The sequence below is a fragment of the Streptosporangium roseum DSM 43021 genome, from assembly GCF_000024865.1.
GTDB classification, from domain to species: domain Bacteria; phylum Actinomycetota; class Actinomycetes; order Streptosporangiales; family Streptosporangiaceae; genus Streptosporangium; species Streptosporangium roseum.
Map to the genome: position 1 here is coordinate 8560825 of NC_013595.1, position 21014 is coordinate 8581838.

Here is a 21014-nt window from a genome sequence, read left to right on the forward strand (position 1 = left end):
TTGCTCACCTAGGCGTACTTGCCATTTCGCTCGGGATTGCGATCGTAGGGCAGGTCCAGCCGGCCAGTGCGGCCATCAACTGCAGTAGCGGCACCAAGATGGACATCGGGTACACAATCAAGGACGGCGCATACATCAAGGGGTCGGCGAGCTACACCAGCTGCCCTAACCGCGCGATCCAGTCAGCCGAAATTGTGCTCCAGACAAAGGTTGCGATTGGCGGCTGGAGTGACGTCAGTCAAACTCGTGTCACGATATCAGGGATCGTCACGCCTTCTCAGAAGTCGTACTCTTTCAAGGATCTTCCTTGCAGGGCGGACACCATGATGGATTGGCGGGATTGGCGTGCGAAGGCCGTCTGGAAGCACACCTCGGGCACTACTACTAAGTACTCGAATGTATTGCGGACAGTAGCGGACTGCCGGCCATAAGAGCTGAAGGAGCTGGGACCGAGCTGAATCTGGTCAGCCTTGTCCCAGCGACGAACGCTCACGGCGCCGGCGCGGCAAGGTGCCGAGACGCGACCGCCAACACCCTTTCAGTTATAGGAGAGCAGCAAGTGAAACCCCTCAAGAAGATTGCGGCAGTTATTGGTGCGGCGGGAATTGTAGCCGGCGGCGTCCTGGTCGCCGCCCCGGCACAAGCCGCAGGTTCCGTCATCGACATTGGCTACACCATCGTCGATGGGCGGTACATCAAGGGGTCAGGCAGCATGACGAACAACGGCGACTATACCAACGTATGTGTGGTGATCATGGGGAAAAAGAACTCGAGCGGCTACTCGGACTACACCATGGCTTGTCGCACCAACCGGGGCTCCGTGTCGTGGAGCGCTCCGGATGTGTTCGCCGGGAACTTGGAGGCACGTGCCTGCTATGAGTTCTACACTCGGATTAGCGCTTACAAGAATGGCACTCGCGTGGCCAACAAGAACTCGAATCACGTCAAGGTAGGCACCTGCGGGTAGATTCAGTGGTTGTGGGCGGCTAGCGGAACCTCGTTGGTCGCCCTCACTGCTTGGCCGGAGCGCTGGCGATGAGCGTGGCCGCTGCGCAGCGTCGCTCGATCCGTACCTCACGGAGATGATCGTCGACCACGCCCTGCGACCGGGCTACGACCACACGAGCGAGTTCGGCTACGGCCTGGCCCTCATTCTGGATGCGCTCGAAGCTCGCCGGAGGCAGAGCCCCGACACCGCCACGTGAGACACACCTCGCCTCTGCTGAGGACCGGCCGTCGTGGAACGGCCCGCACTGCTCAAAGAGCTTCGCTCGATTGCGACAGTCAGGTCGGCCGGTCGAAGTCGCCGGCCTTGACGCCGCCGAGGAAGGAGCGCCATTCGGCGGGGGTGAAGAGCAGCTTGGGGCCGTCAGGGTCCTTGCTGTCACGGACCGCGACCACGCCCGGCAGGTTGTCGGCAACCTCGACGCACTGACCGCCGTTGTCCGAAGAACGTGACGACTTCCGCCACACAGCGGCGCTCAAATCCATTCCCGTCTCACTTCCTCGATCATTTTGAGGGACATGTGATCAGGGTAAGCCCATCGGCGTATCGCTTCATAGCGGTTCCATATCGAGGTCACGCAGATGGGGTCGGTCGTAACCTGTCCCTGTACCGGAGAATCCGCGTGGATGATGTCTGGCTGCCCGTTCGGAAGCTCCGCGATCATAAAAGGCCCGGCCAGCCCAGACATGCACTCCGAATCGACGACCTGAATGGAGACGGCGGGCCGTTGAGCGACCTCCAATAAGTAGCCGAGCTGTTCACGCATCACCTCCGAGCCATTGACCCGGCGGTGCAGGACGCCTTCGTCGATGAGGACCAGGAGCAGAGGAGGATCGTCCTTGTCGAGGATCTGGCCACGCCGCATGCGAGCCTGAACACGCTCTTCAACCTCATCAGGAGTAGCTCGGGGGCCGTGGGTGAAAAGGTGGCGGGCGTAGGACTCGGTCTGCAGAAGACCTGGGACGAGTAGCGGGTCCCAGGAGCGCAGGACCAGGGCGGTGGGCTCGATCTCCTCGGCCCATAAAAAGAGAAAAACAGACTTTCCGTTCCGACGGGAATACCGGAGACCGGTTTCGACAAACCGGCACCTGACATCAGCTGCCATCCCCCGGCCCGCCGGTCCGGCCATTGCCCCACCTGCCACAAGGGCAATCTAGGCACACGCCTTCTCTTTCCGTCAGGAAGGAAAAGAAAGCGCGAAGAGCTCCCTTCCGGCAGGAGACAAACGAGCGATGCGCGATCAGGAAAACGGCCTTTCCCGTTCCGCCCGCGGCCGTCGGAAACCTCCGGATCCCACGACCGCGGAGCAGCAGGAGCGGTTCGTCCACCTGGTGCGGCTCGGCTGGGACCTGCGCACTCTGGGGGTTCGCACCTCGCTGGTCCTGCCGGTGACCGGGCAGCTGATCCTGGAGGTCCACTCGGCGGCCGGGACCCTGGCCCGGATCACGGTCATCCGGCGTTACTGCGGCTGGGTGTTCACCTGGCGGCCGTGGTGGGCGCGCCTGTGGCGGCGGAGCGAATGGGTGCTGACGGAGGCCGACAACGCGGCCGACATCGTCATGGCCGAGGTGAACGGATGAGACCGGAAGAGCGGATCAGGCCCCACGACGCTGCCCCGGGGACTCCCAGCGCGGACACGCGACACGGCTCGTGGCGCAGGGAGTTCCCCGGCGAGGTGGCGTCCGTGCCGGCGGCCCGTGCCTGGGCCCACGGGCTGCCGGCCGTACGGCTCGCACCCGCGACACTCGACGACGTCGTGCTGCTGCTGAGCGAGGTGGTCACCAACGCCGTCGCCCATTCCGACTCCGGCCGTACGGCGGGCGGCCGGGTGACGGTCCACGTGACCCGCGACCGGAAATCCGTCCATGTGGAGGTGACCGACGACGGGTCGGCCACGAGCGTCCCGGCCGTGCGCGTGCCGGAGGCCGACAGCGACGGCGGGCGGGGGCTGTGGCTGGTCGACCTGCTCGCGACCGCCTGGGGATCCCAGCATGACGACGAGGCGGGCCGGTCGGTCTGGTTCGAGGTGGCGGAACGGTCCGGTCAGCCCATCCGGTGCCGGGTTCAGCTCATCCGGCGCAGCACCCGGGCGGCGGTGCGGGCGAGCAGCTCCACCTGGCTCTCGTCGAACTCCGCGCGCGGCCCGCGTATGATCCAGCGCGACACCAGGCGCGGCTTGAGCAGGGTGAGCCCCTCGGCGGTGACCGTCCGCCGCAGCTCCCCGCCGTGCACGGCGAGCAGCGGTTCGATCGTGACGGGGATGCCCGACTCCTTGGAGAGCACGGCGGCCAGCGACTCGGAGGCGTCGACGAGCGCCTTGGCCACCTTCGAGCCGTACTTCTCGCCGAGGAACAGCCGCTCGCCGTACCGGGCGATCTCGGTGTCGGGGTCCCAGGCCTCGTTGTCGACCACCCAGATGCCACCGGGGCCGATGACGAGGTGGTCGATCGACGCCTGCCCGGGGACGGCGCGGCCGTCGAGGATGTGGTAGCCGTGCTTGCGGAGCTTGCGGCGGAGCAGCTTGCCGGTGATGGTCTCGCCCCGGCGCCTGCCGCGCCAGACGGCGGTGGCCTCGTAGGAGTGCCAGACCCAGAACATGTCGGCGGCGCCGACCAGCAGGCCGGCCACGAGCCCGATCACCGGGGGGCTGGGCAGGTCGAAACGGTAGGCGAGCAGGATGCCCACGATCAGGCCGACCGCCGCCTTGACCGCGCGCGCCTTCCGGCGCTGATCGGCTTCCTTGATCCAGAACTGCTCGTACATGACCTGGGGTGACAGGCCGTGCACCTGGTCGTCGGGCGTCACGTAGATTGATCCGCCGGGCACAGCGAACCCCCCAGAGTCGATTGGTGGCAGTGAGGCGGATCTGCGACGCTGAAGATCCCTCAATCATGAAATACCCAAGCAGGGGCTCCAGGCATCCAAAGGTGATGGAAATAACACAACCCAGATACCTGCCGCCGGTTTGACCGACCAGTCGGTATGCTTGCCGCACCACACCTTGGGGGACAGATGACGCAGGACAAGGAGCCGGTACGGCAGCGGCTGATCGGCGAGGCCACCCGCCTGTTCGCCGAGCGGGGCTTCGAGAGCACCTCGGTGCAGGAGATCGTCGCGGCGGCCGGCGTCACCAAGGGCGCCATGTACCACTACTTCGACTCCAAGGACGACCTGCTCCACGAGATCTACGGCCGCGTGCTGCGCATGCAGATGGAGCGGCTCACCCTGCTCGCCGACGGACCGGGCCCGGTGGCCGAACGCCTCCACGCCGCCGCCGCCGACGTCGTGCTGACCACGGTGGAGAACCTGGACGACTCCAAGATCTTCTTCCGCTCCATGCACCTGCTCGCCCCCGACACCCGCAAGAGCGTCCGCGCCGAACGCCGCCGCTATCACGAGCGCTTCCGCGACCTCGTCACCGAGGGCCAGCGTGAGGGCGTCTTCAGGGCCGACACCCCCGCCGAGATCGTCGTCGACTTCTTCTTCGGCTCGGTCCACCACCTGGGCACCTGGTACAGCGCGGAGGGCGCGCTCTCCGGCGCCGAGGTGGGAGAGCACTTCGCCGACCTGCTGCTCACCTCGCTGCGCCCGAAGTGACGGGGCTCGGAGTGGCTCGGGACGGAATCCCGCCATGCCCCGACGCCGGTGGCGGTCGGCCGTCCGCCCGATCGCGGACAGGCCCGCCACCGGGACGGGTACACCCTCGCAGCTTGATCAGTCCAGGCTCCGGGAACGGACCACACCCAACCTCGGGAGCCGTCTCAGCTCGTGGCCAGGATCGTCGATCCTGGCCACGTCGTCGTTGGGGAGCACGGCCGAGTCTCTCCGGATAGCTGTTGGAGGGCGTGTCAGCCCTTGTCGTAATACCAACTCGTGCACTTGCTCCTGAGCGCGCCGCTGACTCTCACACCGATGCAGGCGCGCATCCACACGCGGTAGTTGGGCTGTTGATTGGAATGGTCCCGCGCGAACGGACCGCAGTTCTTCCAGGTCTTTCCGCCGTTTTTCGAGCGGTGCACCGTGACGAGGTCACCGGCCCGATAGCCGCTCTTGATGTAGGCATAGGAGTAGTCGGTGAGCCTCACGTTACGCAGCCACAGCGTGCGGCCCTTGAACGTGAGCTTGCGGACCGGATAAAAGCTCCATGTGTCCCCGCCTGGGAAGGCCACGGACTTGCCGCAGCTCGCTGACGCGGCCGTGACGGACGCCGACGTGGCGGCGGACACCGGTCCGGTGAAAGCACCCGCGGCGATCGCACTCGCGACCACGACGACCGATGTTCTCCTCCAACGTCCATGCATGAGTCCTCCTCGATGGGTAGGTATGCCGGTGCCTGATCGGGCTCGCTTGCCGGCGGAGCCGGGAGCGACGCGTTTTCCGTCGGCTTCCCTCGGCTTTCCCCTGTGAGCCCGCCGCCGCCGGATGGCGGAGGCACGGGCTTTCGCCGATGTCAGTCCACAACGCGATGGCATCCCTGGTCCACGTGTTCCTGGCTGAGCAGGAACACGCAGCTCACAGCTGTGGCAGGCGACGGCGCCGAGAGAACGTTGATTGTTCTGTGACGTCCACGGCAGAGCATGCTGGTATGAGCGGTGGAACCCTGAAGATCTTCTTCACTGGTGAGGACCTGGCTCGGCTGCGCATCGCCTCGCGCGTCGACGAGCTCTGGGAGATGGCGATGAGCCTGCACGTGCTCCAGGGATTCGGCAGAGGCAATGCCCTGGCCGGTTGGCGGCGGCGAGCGCGCGTGGCCTTGACCGAGACGAGCCTGCTGAAACAGGTCAGGGAGACACTGGTGCCGTTGCTGCCGCTCAAGGCGTACTTCCCCGATTTCCTGACCCCGTACGAGGGGCTGTCGGGGTTGGACAACGGCGTCGCCGCGCTGGCGGACACGCCGCCCTCGCGGGTGCGCCATGAAGTCGACCAGCTACGCCCCCACGTTCCGGTGCCCGCCACCCTGGACGATCTCGCCCGGGGCAACCAGCAGTCCATCCGTGACCTGGCCGACCTGAGCGCGACGTACTGTCAGACCGTCTTCGCCTCCCAGCGCCTGACGATGGAGCACTCGCTCGGGCGTGAGCGTGCCAGGCTGACCAGGCTACTCACCGATCACGGCGTGGAGACGATGCTCGCCGCCCTCGGCCCCTCGATGCGCTGGCGGCCCCCGGTCCTGGAAGCCGACTACGTCAGCGGGCAGTACGAACTCCACCTGGGCGGGCGTGGGCTGACGCTCATCCCCTCCTACTTCGCCCGTTCGATGCCCGTCGTGCTGGCCGACACGAGCCTGCCGCCCGTCCTGGTCTTCCCGGTCCCCCACACCCCTGCGGCTCACGAGCCGGACGACGCGCTACCCGACCTGCTCGGCCCCACCAGAGCCCGCATCCTGCGCTGCGTCGCCACCACCAACGACTGCACCACCAGCGAACTCGCCCGCCGGACAGGGATCTCGCTGTCGAGCGCGAGCGCCCACGCCCAGGTGCTGCGGCGTGCCGGTCTGATCACCAGCACCCGCCACGCCAACATGGTCATCCACCAGGTGACCCATCTGGGAACGGACCTGACCCTGCCTGTCACCACCGGCTCCTGACGCCCCGTGACCCCGCCCACCTCGCCGGCGGCGAGGCGGCCCACCTACGGCGGCCGGAACAGTCTCCCGACACCAGCCCCTCCCGGTATCTGATTGCCGTTCCGGTAGAAGCCCGTCAGCCGGCACGCTTACGCCGCCGACGAGACGGCTTGGCGAGATCCCGGCAACGGGCCACCAGGTCATCGATTTCAGACAGGTCTGGATCCGTACCGTCATCGTCACAGCAGGCGGGCTTGGTTCGCTCGCCCGCCGGCGGCACGTCCAGCCCGCACGCCTCCCACAGGGAGGCGTAGACATCCTGTGTCCGGTTGCGCTCATCATGGGGCCCCTGCATCAGAACCCATGCGCGCCCCGGCGCTTCGAAGGCGACCACGACGCGCGTGGCATCTCTCAGATGCTTGACGCACAGCCGGCTCACCGGGATCTCCCCGGTGAGCCGATATCCAAGGGCCGCGCAGCCTCGCGCTTCCAGATCACCAACGAAGGCGACAAACGCCCGCAGATCCGCCCCGCGCAAGGTCTCGGCCTGTTTCTCCGCGAGCACCGAGAGATAGACCTCAGTCCTCACCGGCGGCCGGCTCTGAGTTCTTGGAACTCCACTCGGCCTTGATCTCCCGCCACGGACGGCCCTCGCCCTGTTCCATCTGCCGGAGGCCGCCGATCAGCTGATCATCCTCCAGGAGTCCCCGGTCTTGCAGGCGGCGCCAGACCGACTCGACAAGATTACGGGTGCGACCGCCCCGGCGCAGATCCTGGACAAGCGTTGCCACGGCGTACAAGCGTTCGGCTTCAAGCATCAATCGAGGCTTTCCCTTGACCGGGATGAGCAGCCCTTCCTTGACCCATGCGCGAACGGTCTTCTCGTCAACGCCGAGGATCTTCGATGCGATCGTCGCCCGCACCGGCTCGGCATGTGCGAGCAGATCCTGGACGACTTCCCTGACCGTGTCACGGGTGCCGGTCTCATGGGTGCTGGCGGCTACTCCGTCCAGGCGCTGCGCTTGATCGAACAGAGCCAGCGCCGCCCGCTCCTCAAGCTCTTTCCTGCGAGGGGCCTGTGCTGTGCCGACGACCTCGTTCCCGCGCTGCGCCGGGAGCGTGTGGGGCTTTCGCTTCTTGGCCGCTCCTGCCGGAGACTTCCTGGGCTTGACATCGGTCATGAGGGTGGCTCTCCCTTCTGCCTCCACGATACTCCCCGATTCAGGATCAAAATCAGGAGTCGAATTCTGATTCGACGTTGAAACGGGTTATCTGGCTTGGCGACGGTGCCACTCGGCGATCAGCAGCCACCAGGAGGTGCCCTCACGGGACTCTGCCCCTGGCGCGGAAGGCCGCGGTCTTGACGCGGTTCTGGCAGGCGGTGCCGCAGAACCGGCGGGTGCCGTTGCGGGACACGTCCACGTACACCCGATCACAGTGCGGCGCCGTACACACGCCGAGGCGGTCGTGGAACTCGCTCCCCAGCACGATCGCGAGCCCGGTGGCGCAGCTCGCCGCCCAGTCGCCGGCCATGGTGCCGCCGGGGCCGTGGAAGTGCAGATGCCACGGCTCCCCGTCGTGCCGGTCGAGCAGCGGCCGGGCGCGGGTCTCCTCAAGAAGGCCGTTGACCTGCAGGGCCGCCGCGTCGATGTCTCCCGTCGCGACGGCGTCGAAGACCCCGCGCAGGCGTGCCGCGATCTCGGCGAGCTCACCGGCCTCCCCTTCGGTGACCTCCCGGTGATTCGGGTAGCCGGTCCGCAGGCCCTCGGCGGCGGCGGTGGCGAGATCGCGCGGCGGCGGGAAGGCGCGCCCACGCCTCTCCCCGGGGGTCAGCTCGTTGACCAGGCCCACCGCCACCCGGACGATCGCATCGGCGTGACTGTTGAAATCCACTTGACCGGTTACATCCTCGCGCTTTAGTTTGTGACTGCCACAAGCTTAAACGACAGTTACAAGGAGACGATTGTGCTCACCCACGATGCCGCACTTGAGTGGATCGCACGCTGGGACCGCCAGCAGGAGGGCTACCTGCCCGATCGCGAGGAGCGTTTCACCGCGCTGATCGACGCCGTCGAGGCGGCGGGCCGTCCCGATCCACTGGTCATCGACCTCGGCTGCGGGCCGGGCTCACTGTCCGCCCGGCTTCTGGAGCGGCTGCCCGGGGCGACGGTGGTCTCGGTCGACGCGGACCCGCTGCTGCTCGGCCTCGGCCGGGCCGCCTACCCTCATCTCAGGTTCGTCTCCCTTGACCTGCGCACACCCGGATGGAGCGATTCCCTGGGCCTGGACGGACCGGCCGACGTCGCGGTGAGCACCACCGCGCTGCACTGGATCTCCGGATCGGATCTCCCGAAGATGTACGCCGAGCTGGCGACCGTGTTGCGTCCGGGCGGGCTCCTGCTCAACGGCGACCACATGGAGACCGACGACACCGCCCCGGCCATCGCCCGCCTCGAACGCGCCGTGCACGACCGGGAGACCGAGCGCGCTTTCGCCGGCCGGCGCCCCGAAGACTGGCGCCAGTGGTGGGACGCGGTCGCCGCCGACCCCGCCTTCGCCGAGCTCCACGCCGAACGCGCCACCGCGGGCGCCGACCACCACGGCTCGGAGTCCCCCCTGCTCTCCACGCATGTCGACGCCCTCCGCGACGCCGGCTTCACCGAGATCGGCCCCCTGTGGCAGCGCGGCAACAACCGGCTCCTCTGCGCCGTCCGCGGCTGATCCGGCGGCAGGGGGGTTCACGCCGCCCCGCAGGCTGATCCGGCTGCGGGGCGGGGGTTTCACTCCGCCCCGCAGCCGGTTCTCACCATGTCCTGGCACCGCCGTCATGTAGGACAGGAGATGACCTATACCCGCTATAACGTGGTCGTTGTGACCGCGACGGGGATCCGGAGCGGAGGATCGGGCAGACCGGAAAGCCATCCGAAAAATATCGGAATGAAGCATTCCGTTCTGATATAATGGAACAGAATGAACTGTTCCACCGAAGACCCTCGATCTGAGCACGTTCGCGGAACGACTCTTTCCGCGAACCCTCGTAGCGTTCACATATCCCCCGAACGACAGGCTCTGGAGGAGCAATGACCACCCTCGACATCCGCCCGCTGGATGCCCGGGAAGCCACCGAGCCCACGCCGTACAGGTGGCGCTGGCCCGCGCTCTTCGTGATCCTCGCCGGCTCCGTGATGGAACTCCTCGACGCCACCGTCACCAACATCGCCGGCCCGACGATGCAGGCCGACCTCGGCGGCGGAACCTCGATGATCCAGTGGCTCGGCGTGGCGTACACGCTGGCCATGACCGCCGGCCTGCTCACCGGCGGGCGGCTGGGCGACATCGTGGGCCGCAAGCGGATGTTCCTCATCGGCGCGGCCGGCTTCGTGGTCGGCTCGCTGTTCTGCGCGGTGGCCGTCTCGCCGGAGACCATAATCGCCGCTCGCGTGATCCAGGGCCTGTTCGGCGCCGCGATGGTCCCGCAGGGGCTCGGCATGATGAAGGAGATGTTCCCGCCCAAGGAGCTTCAGGCGGCCTTCGGCGCGTTCGGCCCGATCATGGGACTGTCCGCGATAGGCGGCCCGATCCTGGCGGGCTGGCTGGTCGACGCCGACTTCTTCGGCACCGGCTGGCGCATGATCTTCCTGATCAACCTGCCGATCGGCCTGCTCGCGGTGCTGGCCGCGGTGAAGTTCCTGCCCGCCACCCGGCCGACCCGCTCGCTCAAGCTCGACCTCCCCGGCGCGCTCCTGGCCTCCCTCGGCTCGCTGATGATCGTCTTCCCGCTGGTCCAGGGCCGTGAGCACGACTGGCCGGCCTGGACGTTCGTGATGATGGCCGGCTCCGTGGCGGTGTTCGCGTTCTTCGGCTGGTACGAGTCGCGCAAGAACAGCAGGGGCGGCGACCCGCTGATCGCGCCGAGCCTGTTCCGCAAGCGCACGTTCATCGGCGGCATGTTCACCGGGACGATCTACTTCGCCGCCTTCAGCGGATTCGGCCTGGTCTTCAACCTCTACACGCAGCTCGGCCTCGGCTACACCCCGCTGAAGGCCGGCCTGGCCGGCGTCCCGCTCTCGGTGGGCATGATCATCGGGATGGGCGCCATGCAGGCGGTCAGGAGGCACGGCCGCAGGGTGCTGCACGCCGGTGCCGCGATCATGACGGTCGGCGTCGTCGCCCTCCTGCTGCTGCTCGGCCCGGAGGTCGGCCCCTGGCAGCTCGCCCCCGCCCTGCTGGTCACCGGCCTGGGATCGGGACTGATCATGGGCCCGTACTTCGAGATCGCGCTGGCCGGCGTCGAGCCGCACGAGACCGGCTCCGCCTCCGGCACGCTCACCGCGCTCCAGCAGGTCGGGGCGGCGCTCGGCGTGGCCCTGCTCGGCACCGTCTTCTTCGGCGCGATGGGTGGCGACCCCACCGCCGCCGCGCGGAGCACCTTCTGGGTCGTCGCCGGGATGGTCGCGCTGACCTTCCTGGTCGGTTTCCTCCTGCCCCGGCAGGCCCGCGAGGACGCGGACCCGGTCCACTGAGCCTTCACCGGTAGGCGGTCGTCGCCTTCCCCGAGCGCGCCCAGCCGAAGCCCCTCGGTCGGCCTCATGCTCGCAGCATGGGTCTACCAGGGGCTTTATGCTGTCCGGATCCGCCGCACGCCTCCCTCGGCGGCCGGACGACCCACTCACACGGCACCTCGGTGACCCGCTGAACCCGGAAGGCGATCTCCCCCGCCCGTCTTCCGGTGATCGGGAAAGCGAATCGGCCCATCGGGTGATACCCCATGACCGACATTCGCCACGAGAGGTTCTCGATGACAACCACGCCGGTCGAACGGCCGCCGGATCAGTCGCTCGACGACTTCTCCGCCGTCTTCGACACCTACTTCAGCGAGATCCACCGCTACGTCACCCAGCGCCTCGGCCCCGGACCGGCCGAGGACGTGGTCGCCGAGGCGTTCCTGACGGCGTTCCGCAAGCGGGCGCGGTACGACCCCGCCAAGGCCGGCGTCAGAACCTGGCTGTACGGCATCGTCACCAACCTCATTCACAAGCACCGCAGAACCGAGGTCCGCACGCTGCGCGCCGTGGACAGGCACGGCCCCCCGGCCGACGCGCCCAGCCACGAGGAACGCGTGGCGGCGCAGGTCAGCGCCGAGAGCCTGCGCCCCGCCCTCGCCGAGGCCATCGCCCGTCTCGGGCGGGGCGAGCGCGACGTCCTGCTTCTGACGGCCCTGGCGGGACTGAGCCACGAGGAGATCGCCGCCGCGCTCGGCATCTCCTACGGCACGGTCGGCTCACGGCTGAGCCGCGCCAGAGCCAAGATCCGCGCCGCCCTGGGCGGCACCAACCCGATGGAGGCCAACCATGGATGAGCTCACCGAGGTCCGCGAGCTGTACGGCCGGCCCGACGACGACCCGTTCGCGAAGACGAGGGTGCAGGCACGGATGCGCGCGGCGACCAGGCGGCGCCTGCCGTGGCAGGCCGGTGTCGCGGGACTCGCCACGGCGGCCGCGGTCGCGGCGGCGGTCTTCGTACCCGGCCTGACGACCTCCGCCCCCGCGCTCTCCCCCTCCGCCGGGATCAGCACGACCACCCTGTCCGGTCACTCGATCCTGCTGGCCGCGGCGACCAGGGCCGAGGCCGCTCCCGAGGGCGCCTACTGGCACGTCAAGCGGCTGTACACGATGCGGTGGGCCAAGCCGTACGGCAAGGAAGGCGACACGTACCAGCTGGAGAGCTCCAACATCGCCGAGGAATGGATCTCCAAGGAGGGCCGGGCCTGGTCCGGCTCCCGGAAGCTGGCCACGCGCCCCCTCGACGTGGAGGCCTGGCGCCGCGACGGCTCACCGACCGAATGGAAGGTCGAGGAAGGCGGCTTCTTCACCTCACCGGGCGAAGGGAAGCTGGTCTCCCGCAAGGGAGAGCAGAAGTTCCAGCTCGGCGGCGAGCAGCTGACTCTGGAAGAGATCAGGGCGCTGCCCGCCGACTCCGAGGCTCTGAAGAACCGGACGCTGGAGGCGATCCGCGCGGACGGGATCGCCGAGGACTACGTGGACGAGAACCTGCCGAGGGCGTTGGCGTCGCTGCTGTACGAGCTGCCCACCTCTCCGGAGGTGCGGGGCGCCGCGTACCGGGCGCTGGCGGCGCTGCCCTCCGTGCGGGTCGAGGGCGACACCACGGACCCGCGAGGCAGGCCGGGCGTCGCGATCACGTTCCCGATCCAGCACGGCCAGCCCACCCAGGGCAAGCTGATCATCGATCGGGACACCTCGATGGTGCTGGCCTCCCTGGTCACCGGCATGCCGGGCAAGGGCGACCGTACCGAGGTGGTGCTGGAGTCCGGCTGGACCGACTCCGAGCCGGTGGCCCCCTCGGCCGAGTAAGGGACTGCCCATGCCCGGCCACGGACGCGGGGGCGCCGTGGCCGGGCATGCTCGTGACTCTCACTCGCCGTCTGCCCGATCCGCGGCCGGTACGGCGACGCGGCCGGACGCCCGGCCGCGTCGGTCTCGCGGCGGACGTCCAACCTGGCGACGCGGGCGGTGTCCAACCTGGCCGCGCAGCCGGTGTCCGACCTGGCCGCGCAGCCGACAGGGAGGGGCGGGGTCAGGCGGGAGCGGGCAGGTCCGCCAGGACCGCCAGGGCGTCCCGGTGGGCGCCGGGGGTGCCGAGCGCGATCTCTGTGGACTTCGCGCGCTTGAGGTACAGGTGCACCGGGTGCTCCCAGGTCATTCCGATCCCGCCGTGGAGCTGCACCGCCTCCTCGGCGACGCGCAGCGCCACCTCCGAGCACCAGGACTTGGCCACCGCCGCCGCCGGCTCGCCCGCCTCGACCGCCGCCGCGTCCGTCACGCCTGTCGCGTCCGTCACGGCGTGCGGGACCGCCGCCAGCAGGTCGGCGGCGTTCCTCGCCGCCGCGCGGGCACGGACCACGTCCAGCCAGAGGTCGGCCATCCGGTGCTTGATCGCCTGGAAGGAGCCGACCGGCCGGGCGAACTGGTGGCGCTCCTTGATGTAGGCGAGTGTCGTGTCCAGGCACCACTCGGCGACCCCGAGCTGCTCGGAGGCGAGCAGCCCCGCCCCGAAAACCAGCACCTTCCGTATGTCAAGGGAACCGATCACCTCACCCGGGGTGTCGGAGAATGTGACGGTGGCGACCGGCCTGGTCAGGTCGAGCGAGGGCACGACCTCGATCCGCGCGTCAGCGGGATCGACCCGGAAAAGCCCTGTCCCGACGGGGACCAGCAGGACATCGGCCACGTCGGCCCCGGCCACCGCCCTGATCTGTCCGTTCAGCGCCCACCGGCCGGCCTCACCCGTCTCCGTCAAGGTCACGGTCTCCGGCAGCGGCTTGTACGGCGAAGCCGCCAGCGAGACCACCAGCGCCGCCGTGGTCTCGCCGGAGGCGAGCTCCTGGACGAGGTCCTCCTCGCCGATCTCCAGCAGAGCCTTCGTCGCGAGCACCGAGCTGGTGAGGAACGGGACCGGCGCCACCGCCCGCCCCAGCTCCTCCAGCACCACCGCGACCTCCCGCGCCGACGCCCCCGCCCCGCCGTACTCCTCCGGCACGAGCAGCCCCGCCACCCCGATCTCCCGCGACAGCGTCTTCCACAGATCCATGTCGTACGGCGAGGCGGACTCGACCCGCCTCAGCACGGCGTCGGAGCCGCAGCGGTCGGCGAGCAGATCCCGCACGGAGGCCCGCAGCTCCTCCTCGACCTCGGTATACAACAGCGTCATCGGTCGCTCACCACTCCTCATTCACTGCGCGGGCCACTCGTCCCTCGCGGACCACTCCGCTCACTGCGTCGGGCTCGCTCCGCGTCATCGGTCGCTCACCACTCCTCATTCACTGCGCGGGCCACTCGTCCCTCGCGGACCACTCCGCTCACTGCGCCGGGCTCGCTCCGCGTCATCGGTCGCTCACCACTCCTCATTCACTGCGCGAACCACTCCGCTCACCGCGTCGGGCTCGCTCCGCGTCATCGGGGCAGGTCCTTCCAGGGCACGTCCTTGTCGACGCGGGGTTCCGACGGCAGGCCGAGCACCCGTTCGGCCACGATGTTGCGCAGGATCTCCGAGGTGCCGCCCTCGATCGAGTTCCCCTTGGCGCGCAGGTAGCGGTATCCGGGTCCCCTGCCGAAGAAGTCCACGCTGTCGGAGCGGCGGAAGGTCCAGTCGTCGTAGCCGAGCCCCTCCTCCCCGCGCAGTTCCACGTCCAGCCCGGACAGCGCCTGGTTGAGCGAGGCGAAGGAGAGCTTCATGCCCGAGCCCTCCGGTCCCGGCTGCCCGGCGGACAGCTGCTCGCGCAGCCGCGCCCCGGCCAGCCGCGTCACCTCCGCCTCCACCCAGAGCCGGAGCAGCCGCTGGTGCAGGTCGTGGGTGCGCAGTTCGGGCCGGGACCGCCAGGTCTCGGCGACCACGCCGATCATTCCGCCGCCCCGCCGGACCGGCGCGCCGCCGATCGCCACGCGCTCGTTCATCAGCGTGGTCTGGGCGACCCGCCACCCGTCGCCCACCTCACCGAGCCGCAGGGAGTCGTCGAGCCGTACGCCCGTGAGGAAGACCTCGTTGAACTCGGCCTCCCCGGTGATCTGCCGCAGCGGCCTGACCTCGACGCCGGGGGCGTGCATGTCGCACACGAAGTAGGTGAGCCCCCGGTGCTTGGGCAGGTCCGGGTCGGTCCGGGCGACCAGGATCGCCCAGCGGGAGTGGTGGGCGCCGGAGGTCCACACCTTCTGACCGTCCACGACCCACTCGTCGCCGTCGCGGACCGCCCGCGTGCCGAGTGTCGCCAGGTCCGACCCCGCGCCGGGCTCGCTGAAGAGCTGGCACCAGATCTCCTCGCCCGTCCACAGCGGCCGCAGGAACCGCCTGCGCTGCTCCTCGGTGCCGAAGGTCAGGATGGTCGGCGCGGCCATGCCCAGCCCGATCGCCTGCACCCCGGTGTCGAGCTGCGGGGTCCCCGCCAGCTCCTGCTCCACCACGTTCTGCAGCTCTCGCGGGGCGCCGAGCCCGCCGAGCCCCTCGGGGAAGTGCACCCAGGCCAGCCCCGCGTCGAACCGGGCCCGCAGGAACTCCAGCCGGTCCCCGGGGTCGTGCCCGGCCAGGAACGCGACGGCGCGCTCCCTGATCGTCTCTTCGTCCAACGCCACGGACATTCCCTTCATCGATGAATCCGGCCCCCGGCCCCGGCTCGGACGTGGGGAGATCCCGCGATCCACCGTGGTGACGCCGGTACGGCGGAGCGGGTGATCGGGGACAGGGGCTTCAGGTCATGTGCTTCTTGAGTTCGCGGTAGGCGAGGGAGCGCTTGTGCACCTCGTCGGGTCCGTCGGCGAGCCGCAGGGACCGCGCGCCCGCCCACAGGCCCGCCAGCGGGAAGTCCTGGCTGACGCCTCCGGCGCCGTGGGCCTGGATGGCCTTGTCCAGGATCCACTCCACGTCACGCGGGGTGGCGATCTTGATGGCCTGGATCTCGGTGTGGGCGCCCCGGTTGCCGACGGTGTCCATCAGCCAGGCGGTCTTCAGCACGAGCAGGCGGAGCTGCTCGATCCTCACCCTCGATTCGGCGATCCAGTCCTGGACGACGCCCTGCTGGGCGATCGGCCTGCCGAACGCGCTCCGGGACAGGGTCCGGGTGCACATCAGCTCGACGGCCCGCTCGGCCATGCCGATCAGCCGCATGCAGTGGTGGATCCGTCCCGGCCCGAGGCGCGCCTGAGCGATCGCGAAGCCGCCGCCCTCCTCGCCGATCAGGTTGTCCACCGGCACCCTGACATCGTCGAAGACGATCTCGGCGTGCCCGCCGTGGTCGGCGTCGGAGTAGCCGAACACGTGCATGCCCCGCCGGACGTCCATGCCGGGCGTGTCGCGCGGCACCAGGACCATGGACTGCTGCCGGTGCGAGGAGGCCTCCGGGTCGGTCTTCCCCATCACGATGAAGATCTTGCAGGCCGGGTTCATCGCCCCGGAGGCGAACCACTTGCGCCCGTTGATCACGTACTCGGAGCCGTCCCGGACGATCGACAGGGCGATGTTCGTGGCGTCCGACGACGCGGCGTCCGGCTCGGTCATCGCGAACGCCGACCGGATCTCCCCGCGCAGCAGCGGCTCCAGCCACTCCTTGCGCTGCCAGTCGCTGCCGAACATGGACAGCACTTCCATGTTGCCGGTGTCCGGGGCGGCGCAGTTGGTCGCGGTGGGGGCGAGCCGGGGCGAGCGGCCCATGATCTCGGCCAGCGGCGCGTACTGCAGGTTGGTCAGCCCCGCGCCGTGCTCCCCCGGCAGGAACAGGTTCCACAGTCCCCGCCCGCGCGCCTCCTGTTTGAGATCCTCCATCAGCGGAGGACTGGCCCATCCGCTCTCGGCCGCCTGGGCCTCGAAGGCCTCCTCCGCCGGGTAGACGCACTCATCCATGAAGTCGAGCAGCCGTCCCCGCAGCTTCTCGGTCGTGGCGTCGAACGCGAAATCCATGGGTTCTCCTCACGGTCTCCCAGGAGCGTACCGACCGGACGGTATGGATGTCGACACACTCTCCTGGCCGGACGCCGTGAGGCCCGCGTCCTCACGGCCTCCGAGGGCCTCCGCACCCGGCCGCGGGACCAGGGGACCGGCGTCGAAGTGGTCCCCGGAGACCACCGCCCGAGTGGACCTTCTGGCAGGTCCGCCGCCCGCCCTAGGCTCATCACCATGACCGCGAACATGCCCGCCCCCGTCACCCTGGAAGGCGATGCCGTACGGCTTGAGCCTCTGACCCTCGCCCACATCCCCGACCTGTTCCTGGCCTCCGGCGGCGACGAGGAGGTGTGGCGCTGGCTCCCGGCCGCGACGCCGCGGACCGAGGACGAGCTGGGGACGACGGCGGAGCGGCTGATCGGCGACCCGGACCACGTGCCGTTCGCGGTGATCCTCCGGGAGACCGGCCGCGCGGTCGGCTGGACCACCTACATCTCCACGCCGGGATACGCCGACAGCATCGAGATCGGCTGGACCTGGTACGGCAGGGCCGTGTGGCGCTCGGCCGTGAACACCGCCTGCAAGATCCTGCTGATCGACTACGCCTTCGACAAGCTCGGCGCGAACCGCGTCCAGCTCAAGACCGACATCCTCAACACCCGTTCCCAGGCCGCGATCCAGCGGATCGGCGGCCTCCACGAGGGCGTCCTGCGCCGCCAGCGCCGCCGCCCGGACGGCACCTGGCGCGACACCGTCTACTTCAGCATCCTCGACGACGAGTGGCCCGCCCACCGCGCCCGCCTGCTGGAGCGGTGACGGCCGGGCACCCGGCGGAGGTCATCGGGAACTTCCCAGGAGACCCCGGGCTTCAGCCCTGAGGGGTGTCAACCCAGCATCCCCCTCAGCAGTTCCCCGATCCCCAGCCGGAGGTCGTCCAGGGTCGGCTGGACTCCGGCTCCGACGATGGCGTCGAACATCACTCCCTCGCTGAAGGCGACCATCTGGCGGCCGTGCCGTACCGGGTCCGGCGACCCCGCGGCGGCGAGGAGCGCGGCCGCGGGGTCGCGGAAACGGCCCCCCACCTCGTCGTAGACCTTGCGGAGCTCAGGGCGGCGGCCGGCCTCCAGAGCCAGCTCGTAGCGGGCGACCGTCCGGCGGCGGTCGACGGTCAGCTGCGCCCACAGCACCCGGGCCGTCATCTCGGCGAGCGCGTCCAGCGCGCCCGACCCGCCCGACCCGCTCGGCCCGCCCGACCCGCTCGGCCCGCCCGACCCGCTCGGCCCGCTCGGTCCGCTCGGCCCGGCGGCGCTGAAGATCTCCTCGAACGCGGCGACCTCCAGCTCGGTGAGCCGCTCAAGGGTCAGCTCCAGCAGCGCCGAGCGGGTGCGGGCCAGGTTGGACGTGGAACCCGGCGGCAGTCCGGCCGCCTCGTCCACGGCCCGATGGGTCAGGCCGCGCATACCTCGCTCGGCGAGCAGGGTGATGGCGGTCTCCGCGACGAGCTCGGCACGCTGGGACTTCATCCCGCGATACTACATTTGTAGTTGAACTACAGGCGTAGTAACGTCCAACTACATCCGTAGTGAGGGAGAAGGTCATGGCACGCGCAGTGGTGGTCGGGGCGGGGATCGGCGGGCTGACGGCGGCGGTGGCGCTGCAGCAGCGGGGCTGGGACGTGACGGTGTTCGAGCGGGCATCGTCCCTGGAGCCGGTCGGCTCCGGGCTGGCCGTCTCCGCCAACGCCCTCAAGGCACTGGACACGATCGGCGTCGGCGACGAGATCCGCAAGCTGTCGGCGATCCAGGGCGAGGCCGGCGTACGGCGCGCGGACGGCCGATGGCTGATGAAGACCACCGAGGAGAGCACCTCCGCCCGGCACGGCGACTCCGTGGTGCTGCTGCGCCGCGCGGACCTGGTCGACGCGCTCTCGGCGCGCCTGGCCCCCGGCACGGTCCGGCTGAACGCCACGGTGACGGGGGTGGACCCGGAGAGCGGCCGGGTGACCGTCGAGACGGGGAGCCCGGGAGCCGATCGGGCAGACGGCCCGGCGGGCGGCACGGAGACCAGGGCGGCGGACGTGGCGACCGGGGCGGAGACCGAGGCGGCGGGCATGGCGACCGGGGCAGCGGACGTGGAGGCCGGCCCGGAGACCGGGGCAGCCGACGTGGAGGCCGATCTGGTGGTGGCCGCCGACGGCATCCACTCCCCCATCAGGACGGCACTGTTCCCCGGCCATCCCGCCCCGCGTTACTCCGGCATCACGAGCTGGCGGGTGCTCATCCCCGGCGGGGGCGTCCCCGGCCAGACCTCCGAGAGCTGGGGCGACGGCAAGGCCTTCGGAATCATGCCGCTGGCCGGAGGGGTGGCCTACTGCTACGCCACCGACACGGTCCCGGCCGGTGGGGGCGGCGGCGACCAGCGGGCCGAACTGCTCCGCCTGTTCGGAAAGTGGCACGCCCCGATCCCGGCGCTGCTCGCCGCCGCCTCATCGGAGAACGTGCTCAGGAACGACGTCCACTACCTCGCCACCCCGCTGCCCGCCATGCACAGGGGCAAGGTCGCCCTGCTGGGCGACTCGGCCCACCCCATGACCCCCAACATGGGGCAGGGCGCCTGCCAGGCGATCGAGGACGCGGTGGTGCTGGCCCACGTGGCGGGCAAGGGCGCGGGGCTGGCGGGCTACACCGCCGCCCGGCTGGAGCGGACCGCGAAGATCGTGGCCCGGTCCGCGTCGATCTGCCGGGCCTCCCAGCTCAGCAACCCGCTCGCCGTACGGCTGCGCGACACGATGATGGCGCTCACCTGGCGGCTGGCCCCGGGGCGCATGACCGGCGCGATGGACGAGGTGCTCGGCTGGACACCGCCCACCACCTGACCGGGCCATGACCTGTCCGGACGACGGGCGCGAGTCCCGACAAGGACAGGTCACGACGGATGCGAACCCCGGCAGGGACAGGCCACAAGGAGCGCGAACCCCGGCAAGGACAGGCCACGACGGGAGCGAACCCCGGCAGGGACAGGCCACGACGGGCGCGAACCCCGGCAGGGCGGGCTACGACGGGAGCGAGGCCGTTTCGCGGGTGGAGGTCTGGCCGCCGCCATGATCCGGGGAGAGCCTGCCCAGCGTGATCGTTCCCCAGACCAGCAGCGCGGCGGCGAAGATCGCCGGGATCACGTTCGCCAGGCCGGTCGGCATCGCCTCGTCGAGCAGGAGCGCTCCGGCCGTGATCGAGGTGATGGGGTCGACCACCTGCACCGTCGCGTAGGCGATGCCGAAGTAGCCCACCGCGTAGGACTTCTGCAGCAGCACCACCGCGCAGACCAGAAGCACGGGGACCGCGACCGTGAACCAGCTCAGCAGGTTGCTCAGGTCGCCGTTGAGGTTGCCGCCCACCACCCGGACGAAGGTGGACACGCTGGCCGTCACCACACCGGCGCCGATCGACAGCAGCAGCGCCTTGGCCGAGCCCGCCGCCTTCCGCGCGGCCAGGTGCGCCGCCAGCACGACCAGCCCGATGCAGGCCAGGAAGCCGAACGCCTCCCCGCCCGTCATGTGCGGCCGCACGGCGTGCACGGGAACGAGCAGCATCAGGCCGAGCAGGCCGACGGCCACGGCGATCGACCCGACGATCTCCGCCCGGTGCGGCCGCCTGCCGTGCAGCATCGCGGCGAGCGGTACGGCGAACACCAGCGTCGCCACACTGATCGGCTGTACCGCGACCAGCGGCGCGAAGCTCAGCGCGACGGCGTGCATGGACGCCCCGGCGAATCCGATCACCCCGCCCACCCACCAGCGGGGCCGCCTCATCAGCTTGAGCGAGGCCCCCTCGGAGACCGCCTCGAACTGCTGGAGCGCGGCACCCAGCGCATAACCCAGCGCGCCGACCAGAGCGATCGACATCCCGACCCAAGTCATCGCCACCCACCAGGGGCGATCAGGCATACGTAAAGAAATGATTCTTGGGTCATCCCGCAAGCTTAGAGTGCCCGACGAGT

Annotated in this window: 23 protein-coding genes and 1 pseudogene; 12 read left to right on the forward strand and 12 right to left on the reverse strand. The window is 69.6% G+C overall.

The window, feature by feature from the left end; all coding sequences use genetic code 11:
* The first annotated feature begins 559 nt into the window (after positions 1-559).
* Together SROS_RS50300 and SROS_RS54075 are read left to right on the forward strand one after the other, a co-directional pair.
* Complete coding sequence (locus SROS_RS50300) at positions 560-967, forward strand: hypothetical protein (protein WP_012894159.1); 408 nt, start codon at positions 560-562, stop codon at positions 965-967.
* 115 nt (positions 968-1082) lie between these two features.
* Entirely contained in the window at positions 1083-1205 is a 123-nt protein-coding gene (locus tag SROS_RS54075) for a hypothetical protein (protein ID WP_281047977.1), read from the forward strand.
* Between the two features lie 79 nt (positions 1206-1284).
* Here the strand turns inward: SROS_RS54075 and SROS_RS37455 are convergent, their stop codons facing one another.
* Positions 1285-1491, reverse strand: coding sequence for a DUF397 domain-containing protein (locus SROS_RS37455; RefSeq protein ID WP_012894160.1), 207 nt, complete (start codon positions 1489-1491; stop codon positions 1285-1287).
* A complete protein-coding gene (locus SROS_RS50310) occupies positions 1482-2135 on the reverse strand; it encodes a DUF5753 domain-containing protein (protein WP_012894161.1) in 654 nt (217 codons plus the stop codon). Before SROS_RS50310 ends, SROS_RS37455 begins: the two co-directional genes overlap by 10 nt.
* 103 nt (positions 2136-2238) lie before the next feature.
* Between SROS_RS50310 and SROS_RS37465 the strand changes: the two genes are divergently transcribed.
* Both SROS_RS37465 and SROS_RS54655 read left to right on the forward strand, forming a co-directional pair.
* The gene (locus tag SROS_RS37465; protein ID WP_012894162.1) at positions 2239-2586 is read left to right on the forward strand and encodes a hypothetical protein; all 348 of its coding nucleotides are present in this window, start codon (positions 2239-2241) and stop codon (positions 2584-2586) included.
* Positions 2583-3017: pseudogene (locus SROS_RS54655) on the forward strand (ATP-binding protein); the annotation flags it as partial. The gene SROS_RS37465 and the pseudogene SROS_RS54655, both read left to right, overlap by 4 nt.
* 53 nt (positions 3018-3070) lie before the next feature.
* Here SROS_RS54655 and SROS_RS37470 read toward each other — a convergent pair.
* Positions 3071-3832 (reverse strand): nuclease-related domain-containing protein, encoded by a 762-nt coding sequence (locus SROS_RS37470; protein WP_012894163.1) that lies wholly within the window; start codon positions 3830-3832, stop codon positions 3071-3073.
* Between the two features lie 186 nt (positions 3833-4018).
* Between SROS_RS37470 and SROS_RS37475 the strand changes: the two genes are divergently transcribed.
* Positions 4019-4603 carry a TetR/AcrR family transcriptional regulator gene (locus SROS_RS37475; protein WP_012894164.1) on the forward strand — a complete coding sequence of 195 codons (585 nt, stop codon included), beginning with the start codon at positions 4019-4021 and terminating at the stop codon, positions 4601-4603.
* Between the two features lie 251 nt (positions 4604-4854).
* On the opposite strand, the gene SROS_RS37480 is transcribed toward SROS_RS37475, so the two are convergent.
* On the reverse strand, positions 4855-5307 hold the full coding sequence (locus SROS_RS37480; RefSeq protein ID WP_012894166.1) for an SAM domain-containing protein: 453 nt from the start codon (positions 5305-5307) through the stop codon (positions 4855-4857).
* 284 nt (positions 5308-5591) lie between these two features.
* Between SROS_RS37480 and SROS_RS37485 the strand changes: the two genes are divergently transcribed.
* Complete coding sequence (locus SROS_RS37485; RefSeq protein WP_012894167.1) at positions 5592-6593, forward strand: ArsR/SmtB family transcription factor; 1002 nt, start codon at positions 5592-5594, stop codon at positions 6591-6593.
* A 115-nt stretch (positions 6594-6708) separates the two neighbouring features.
* On the opposite strand, the gene SROS_RS37490 is transcribed toward SROS_RS37485, so the two are convergent.
* The 3 genes from SROS_RS37490 to SROS_RS37500 form a co-directional block, all read right to left on the reverse strand.
* The gene (locus SROS_RS37490; RefSeq protein WP_012894168.1) at positions 6709-7161 is read right to left on the reverse strand and encodes a hypothetical protein; all 453 of its coding nucleotides are present in this window, start codon (positions 7159-7161) and stop codon (positions 6709-6711) included.
* Positions 7151-7753 carry a hypothetical protein gene (locus tag SROS_RS37495; protein ID WP_012894169.1) on the reverse strand — a complete coding sequence of 201 codons (603 nt, stop codon included), beginning with the start codon at positions 7751-7753 and terminating at the stop codon, positions 7151-7153. Before SROS_RS37495 ends, SROS_RS37490 begins: the two co-directional genes overlap by 11 nt.
* Before the next feature lie 142 nt (positions 7754-7895).
* A complete protein-coding gene (locus SROS_RS37500) occupies positions 7896-8465 on the reverse strand; it encodes a CGNR zinc finger domain-containing protein (protein WP_012894170.1) in 570 nt (189 codons plus the stop codon).
* 72 nt (positions 8466-8537) lie between these two features.
* Here SROS_RS37500 and SROS_RS37505 point away from each other — a divergent pair, with 72 nt between their 5' ends.
* From SROS_RS37505 to SROS_RS37520, 4 genes are all read left to right on the forward strand, one after another.
* Positions 8538-9293, forward strand: coding sequence for a class I SAM-dependent methyltransferase (locus tag SROS_RS37505; protein WP_012894171.1), 756 nt, complete (start codon positions 8538-8540; stop codon positions 9291-9293).
* A gap of 359 nt (positions 9294-9652) precedes the next feature.
* Positions 9653-11095: an MFS transporter gene (locus SROS_RS37510; protein WP_012894173.1), complete on the forward strand. Its 1443-nt coding sequence runs from the start codon at positions 9653-9655 to the stop codon at positions 11093-11095.
* 245 nt (positions 11096-11340) lie between these two features.
* Positions 11341-11931: an RNA polymerase sigma factor gene (locus tag SROS_RS37515; RefSeq protein ID WP_245564425.1), complete on the forward strand. Its 591-nt coding sequence runs from the start codon at positions 11341-11343 to the stop codon at positions 11929-11931.
* Positions 11924-12943 (forward strand): CU044_5270 family protein, encoded by a 1020-nt coding sequence (locus SROS_RS37520; RefSeq protein WP_012894175.1) that lies wholly within the window; start codon positions 11924-11926, stop codon positions 12941-12943. The genes SROS_RS37515 and SROS_RS37520 overlap by 8 nt, the downstream gene beginning before the upstream one ends.
* Before the next feature lie 223 nt (positions 12944-13166).
* Here the strand turns inward: SROS_RS37520 and SROS_RS37525 are convergent, their stop codons facing one another.
* The 3 genes from SROS_RS37525 to SROS_RS37535 all read right to left on the reverse strand — a co-directional run bounded on the left by SROS_RS37525 (position 13167) and on the right by SROS_RS37535 (position 17036).
* Entirely contained in the window at positions 13167-14300 is a 1134-nt protein-coding gene (locus SROS_RS37525) for an acyl-CoA dehydrogenase family protein (RefSeq protein ID WP_012894176.1), read from the reverse strand.
* Between the two features lie 242 nt (positions 14301-14542).
* Positions 14543-15721, reverse strand: coding sequence for an acyl-CoA dehydrogenase family protein (locus SROS_RS37530; RefSeq protein ID WP_043653740.1), 1179 nt, complete (start codon positions 15719-15721; stop codon positions 14543-14545).
* 109 nt (positions 15722-15830) lie between these two features.
* Entirely contained in the window at positions 15831-17036 is a 1206-nt protein-coding gene (locus tag SROS_RS37535; protein ID WP_012894178.1) for an acyl-CoA dehydrogenase family protein, read from the reverse strand.
* A gap of 216 nt (positions 17037-17252) precedes the next feature.
* On the opposite strand from SROS_RS37535, the gene SROS_RS37540 reads away from it, so the two are divergent.
* Positions 17253-17834, forward strand: a complete 582-nt coding sequence (locus SROS_RS37540; protein WP_012894179.1) for a GNAT family N-acetyltransferase — start codon at positions 17253-17255, stop codon at positions 17832-17834.
* Between the two features lie 68 nt (positions 17835-17902).
* Here the strand turns inward: SROS_RS37540 and SROS_RS37545 are convergent, their stop codons facing one another.
* Entirely contained in the window at positions 17903-18541 is a 639-nt protein-coding gene (locus SROS_RS37545; protein WP_012894180.1) for a TetR/AcrR family transcriptional regulator, read from the reverse strand.
* 74 nt (positions 18542-18615) lie between these two features.
* On the opposite strand from SROS_RS37545, the gene SROS_RS37550 reads away from it, so the two are divergent.
* On the forward strand, positions 18616-19893 hold the full coding sequence (locus SROS_RS37550) for an FAD-dependent oxidoreductase (protein ID WP_012894181.1): 1278 nt from the start codon (positions 18616-18618) through the stop codon (positions 19891-19893).
* Between the two features lie 177 nt (positions 19894-20070).
* Here SROS_RS37550 and SROS_RS37555 read toward each other — a convergent pair whose 3' ends face one another.
* On the reverse strand, positions 20071-20961 hold the full coding sequence (locus SROS_RS37555; protein ID WP_245564428.1) for a DMT family transporter: 891 nt from the start codon (positions 20959-20961) through the stop codon (positions 20071-20073).
* Positions 20962-21014 lie beyond the last annotated feature (53 nt).

Coding starts and splice junctions, on each gene's coding strand:
- SROS_RS37555 (WP_245564428.1), bottom strand. CDS start 20,961: ATGCCTGATCGCCCCTGGTGGGTGGCGATGACTTGGGTCGGGATGTCG.
- SROS_RS37515 (WP_245564425.1), top strand. CDS start 11,341: ATGACCGACATTCGCCACGAGAGGTTCTCGATGACAACCACGCCGGTC.
- SROS_RS37545 (WP_012894180.1), bottom strand. CDS start 18,541: ATGAAGTCCCAGCGTGCCGAGCTCGTCGCGGAGACCGCCATCACCCTG.
- SROS_RS37465 (WP_012894162.1), top strand. CDS start 2,239: ATGCGCGATCAGGAAAACGGCCTTTCCCGTTCCGCCCGCGGCCGTCGG.
- SROS_RS37455 (WP_012894160.1), bottom strand. CDS start 1,491: ATGGATTTGAGCGCCGCTGTGTGGCGGAAGTCGTCACGTTCTTCGGAC.
- SROS_RS37485 (WP_012894167.1), top strand. CDS start 5,592: ATGAGCGGTGGAACCCTGAAGATCTTCTTCACTGGTGAGGACCTGGCT.
- SROS_RS37535 (WP_012894178.1), bottom strand. CDS start 17,036: ATGGATTTCGCGTTCGACGCCACGACCGAGAAGCTGCGGGGACGGCTG.
- SROS_RS37520 (WP_012894175.1), top strand. CDS start 11,924: ATGGATGAGCTCACCGAGGTCCGCGAGCTGTACGGCCGGCCCGACGAC.
- SROS_RS54075 (WP_281047977.1), top strand. CDS start 1,083: ATGATCGTCGACCACGCCCTGCGACCGGGCTACGACCACACGAGCGAG.
- SROS_RS37550 (WP_012894181.1), top strand. CDS start 18,616: ATGGCACGCGCAGTGGTGGTCGGGGCGGGGATCGGCGGGCTGACGGCG.
- SROS_RS37475 (WP_012894164.1), top strand. CDS start 4,019: ATGACGCAGGACAAGGAGCCGGTACGGCAGCGGCTGATCGGCGAGGCC.
- SROS_RS37480 (WP_012894166.1), bottom strand. CDS start 5,307: ATGCATGGACGTTGGAGGAGAACATCGGTCGTCGTGGTCGCGAGTGCG.
- SROS_RS37540 (WP_012894179.1), top strand. CDS start 17,253: ATGACCGCGAACATGCCCGCCCCCGTCACCCTGGAAGGCGATGCCGTA.
- SROS_RS37495 (WP_012894169.1), bottom strand. CDS start 7,753: ATGACCGATGTCAAGCCCAGGAAGTCTCCGGCAGGAGCGGCCAAGAAG.
- SROS_RS37510 (WP_012894173.1), top strand. CDS start 9,653: ATGACCACCCTCGACATCCGCCCGCTGGATGCCCGGGAAGCCACCGAG.
- SROS_RS37530 (WP_043653740.1), bottom strand. CDS start 15,721: ATGTCCGTGGCGTTGGACGAAGAGACGATCAGGGAGCGCGCCGTCGCG.
- SROS_RS50310 (WP_012894161.1), bottom strand. CDS start 2,135: ATGGCCGGACCGGCGGGCCGGGGGATGGCAGCTGATGTCAGGTGCCGG.
- SROS_RS37525 (WP_012894176.1), bottom strand. CDS start 14,300: ATGACGCTGTTGTATACCGAGGTCGAGGAGGAGCTGCGGGCCTCCGTG.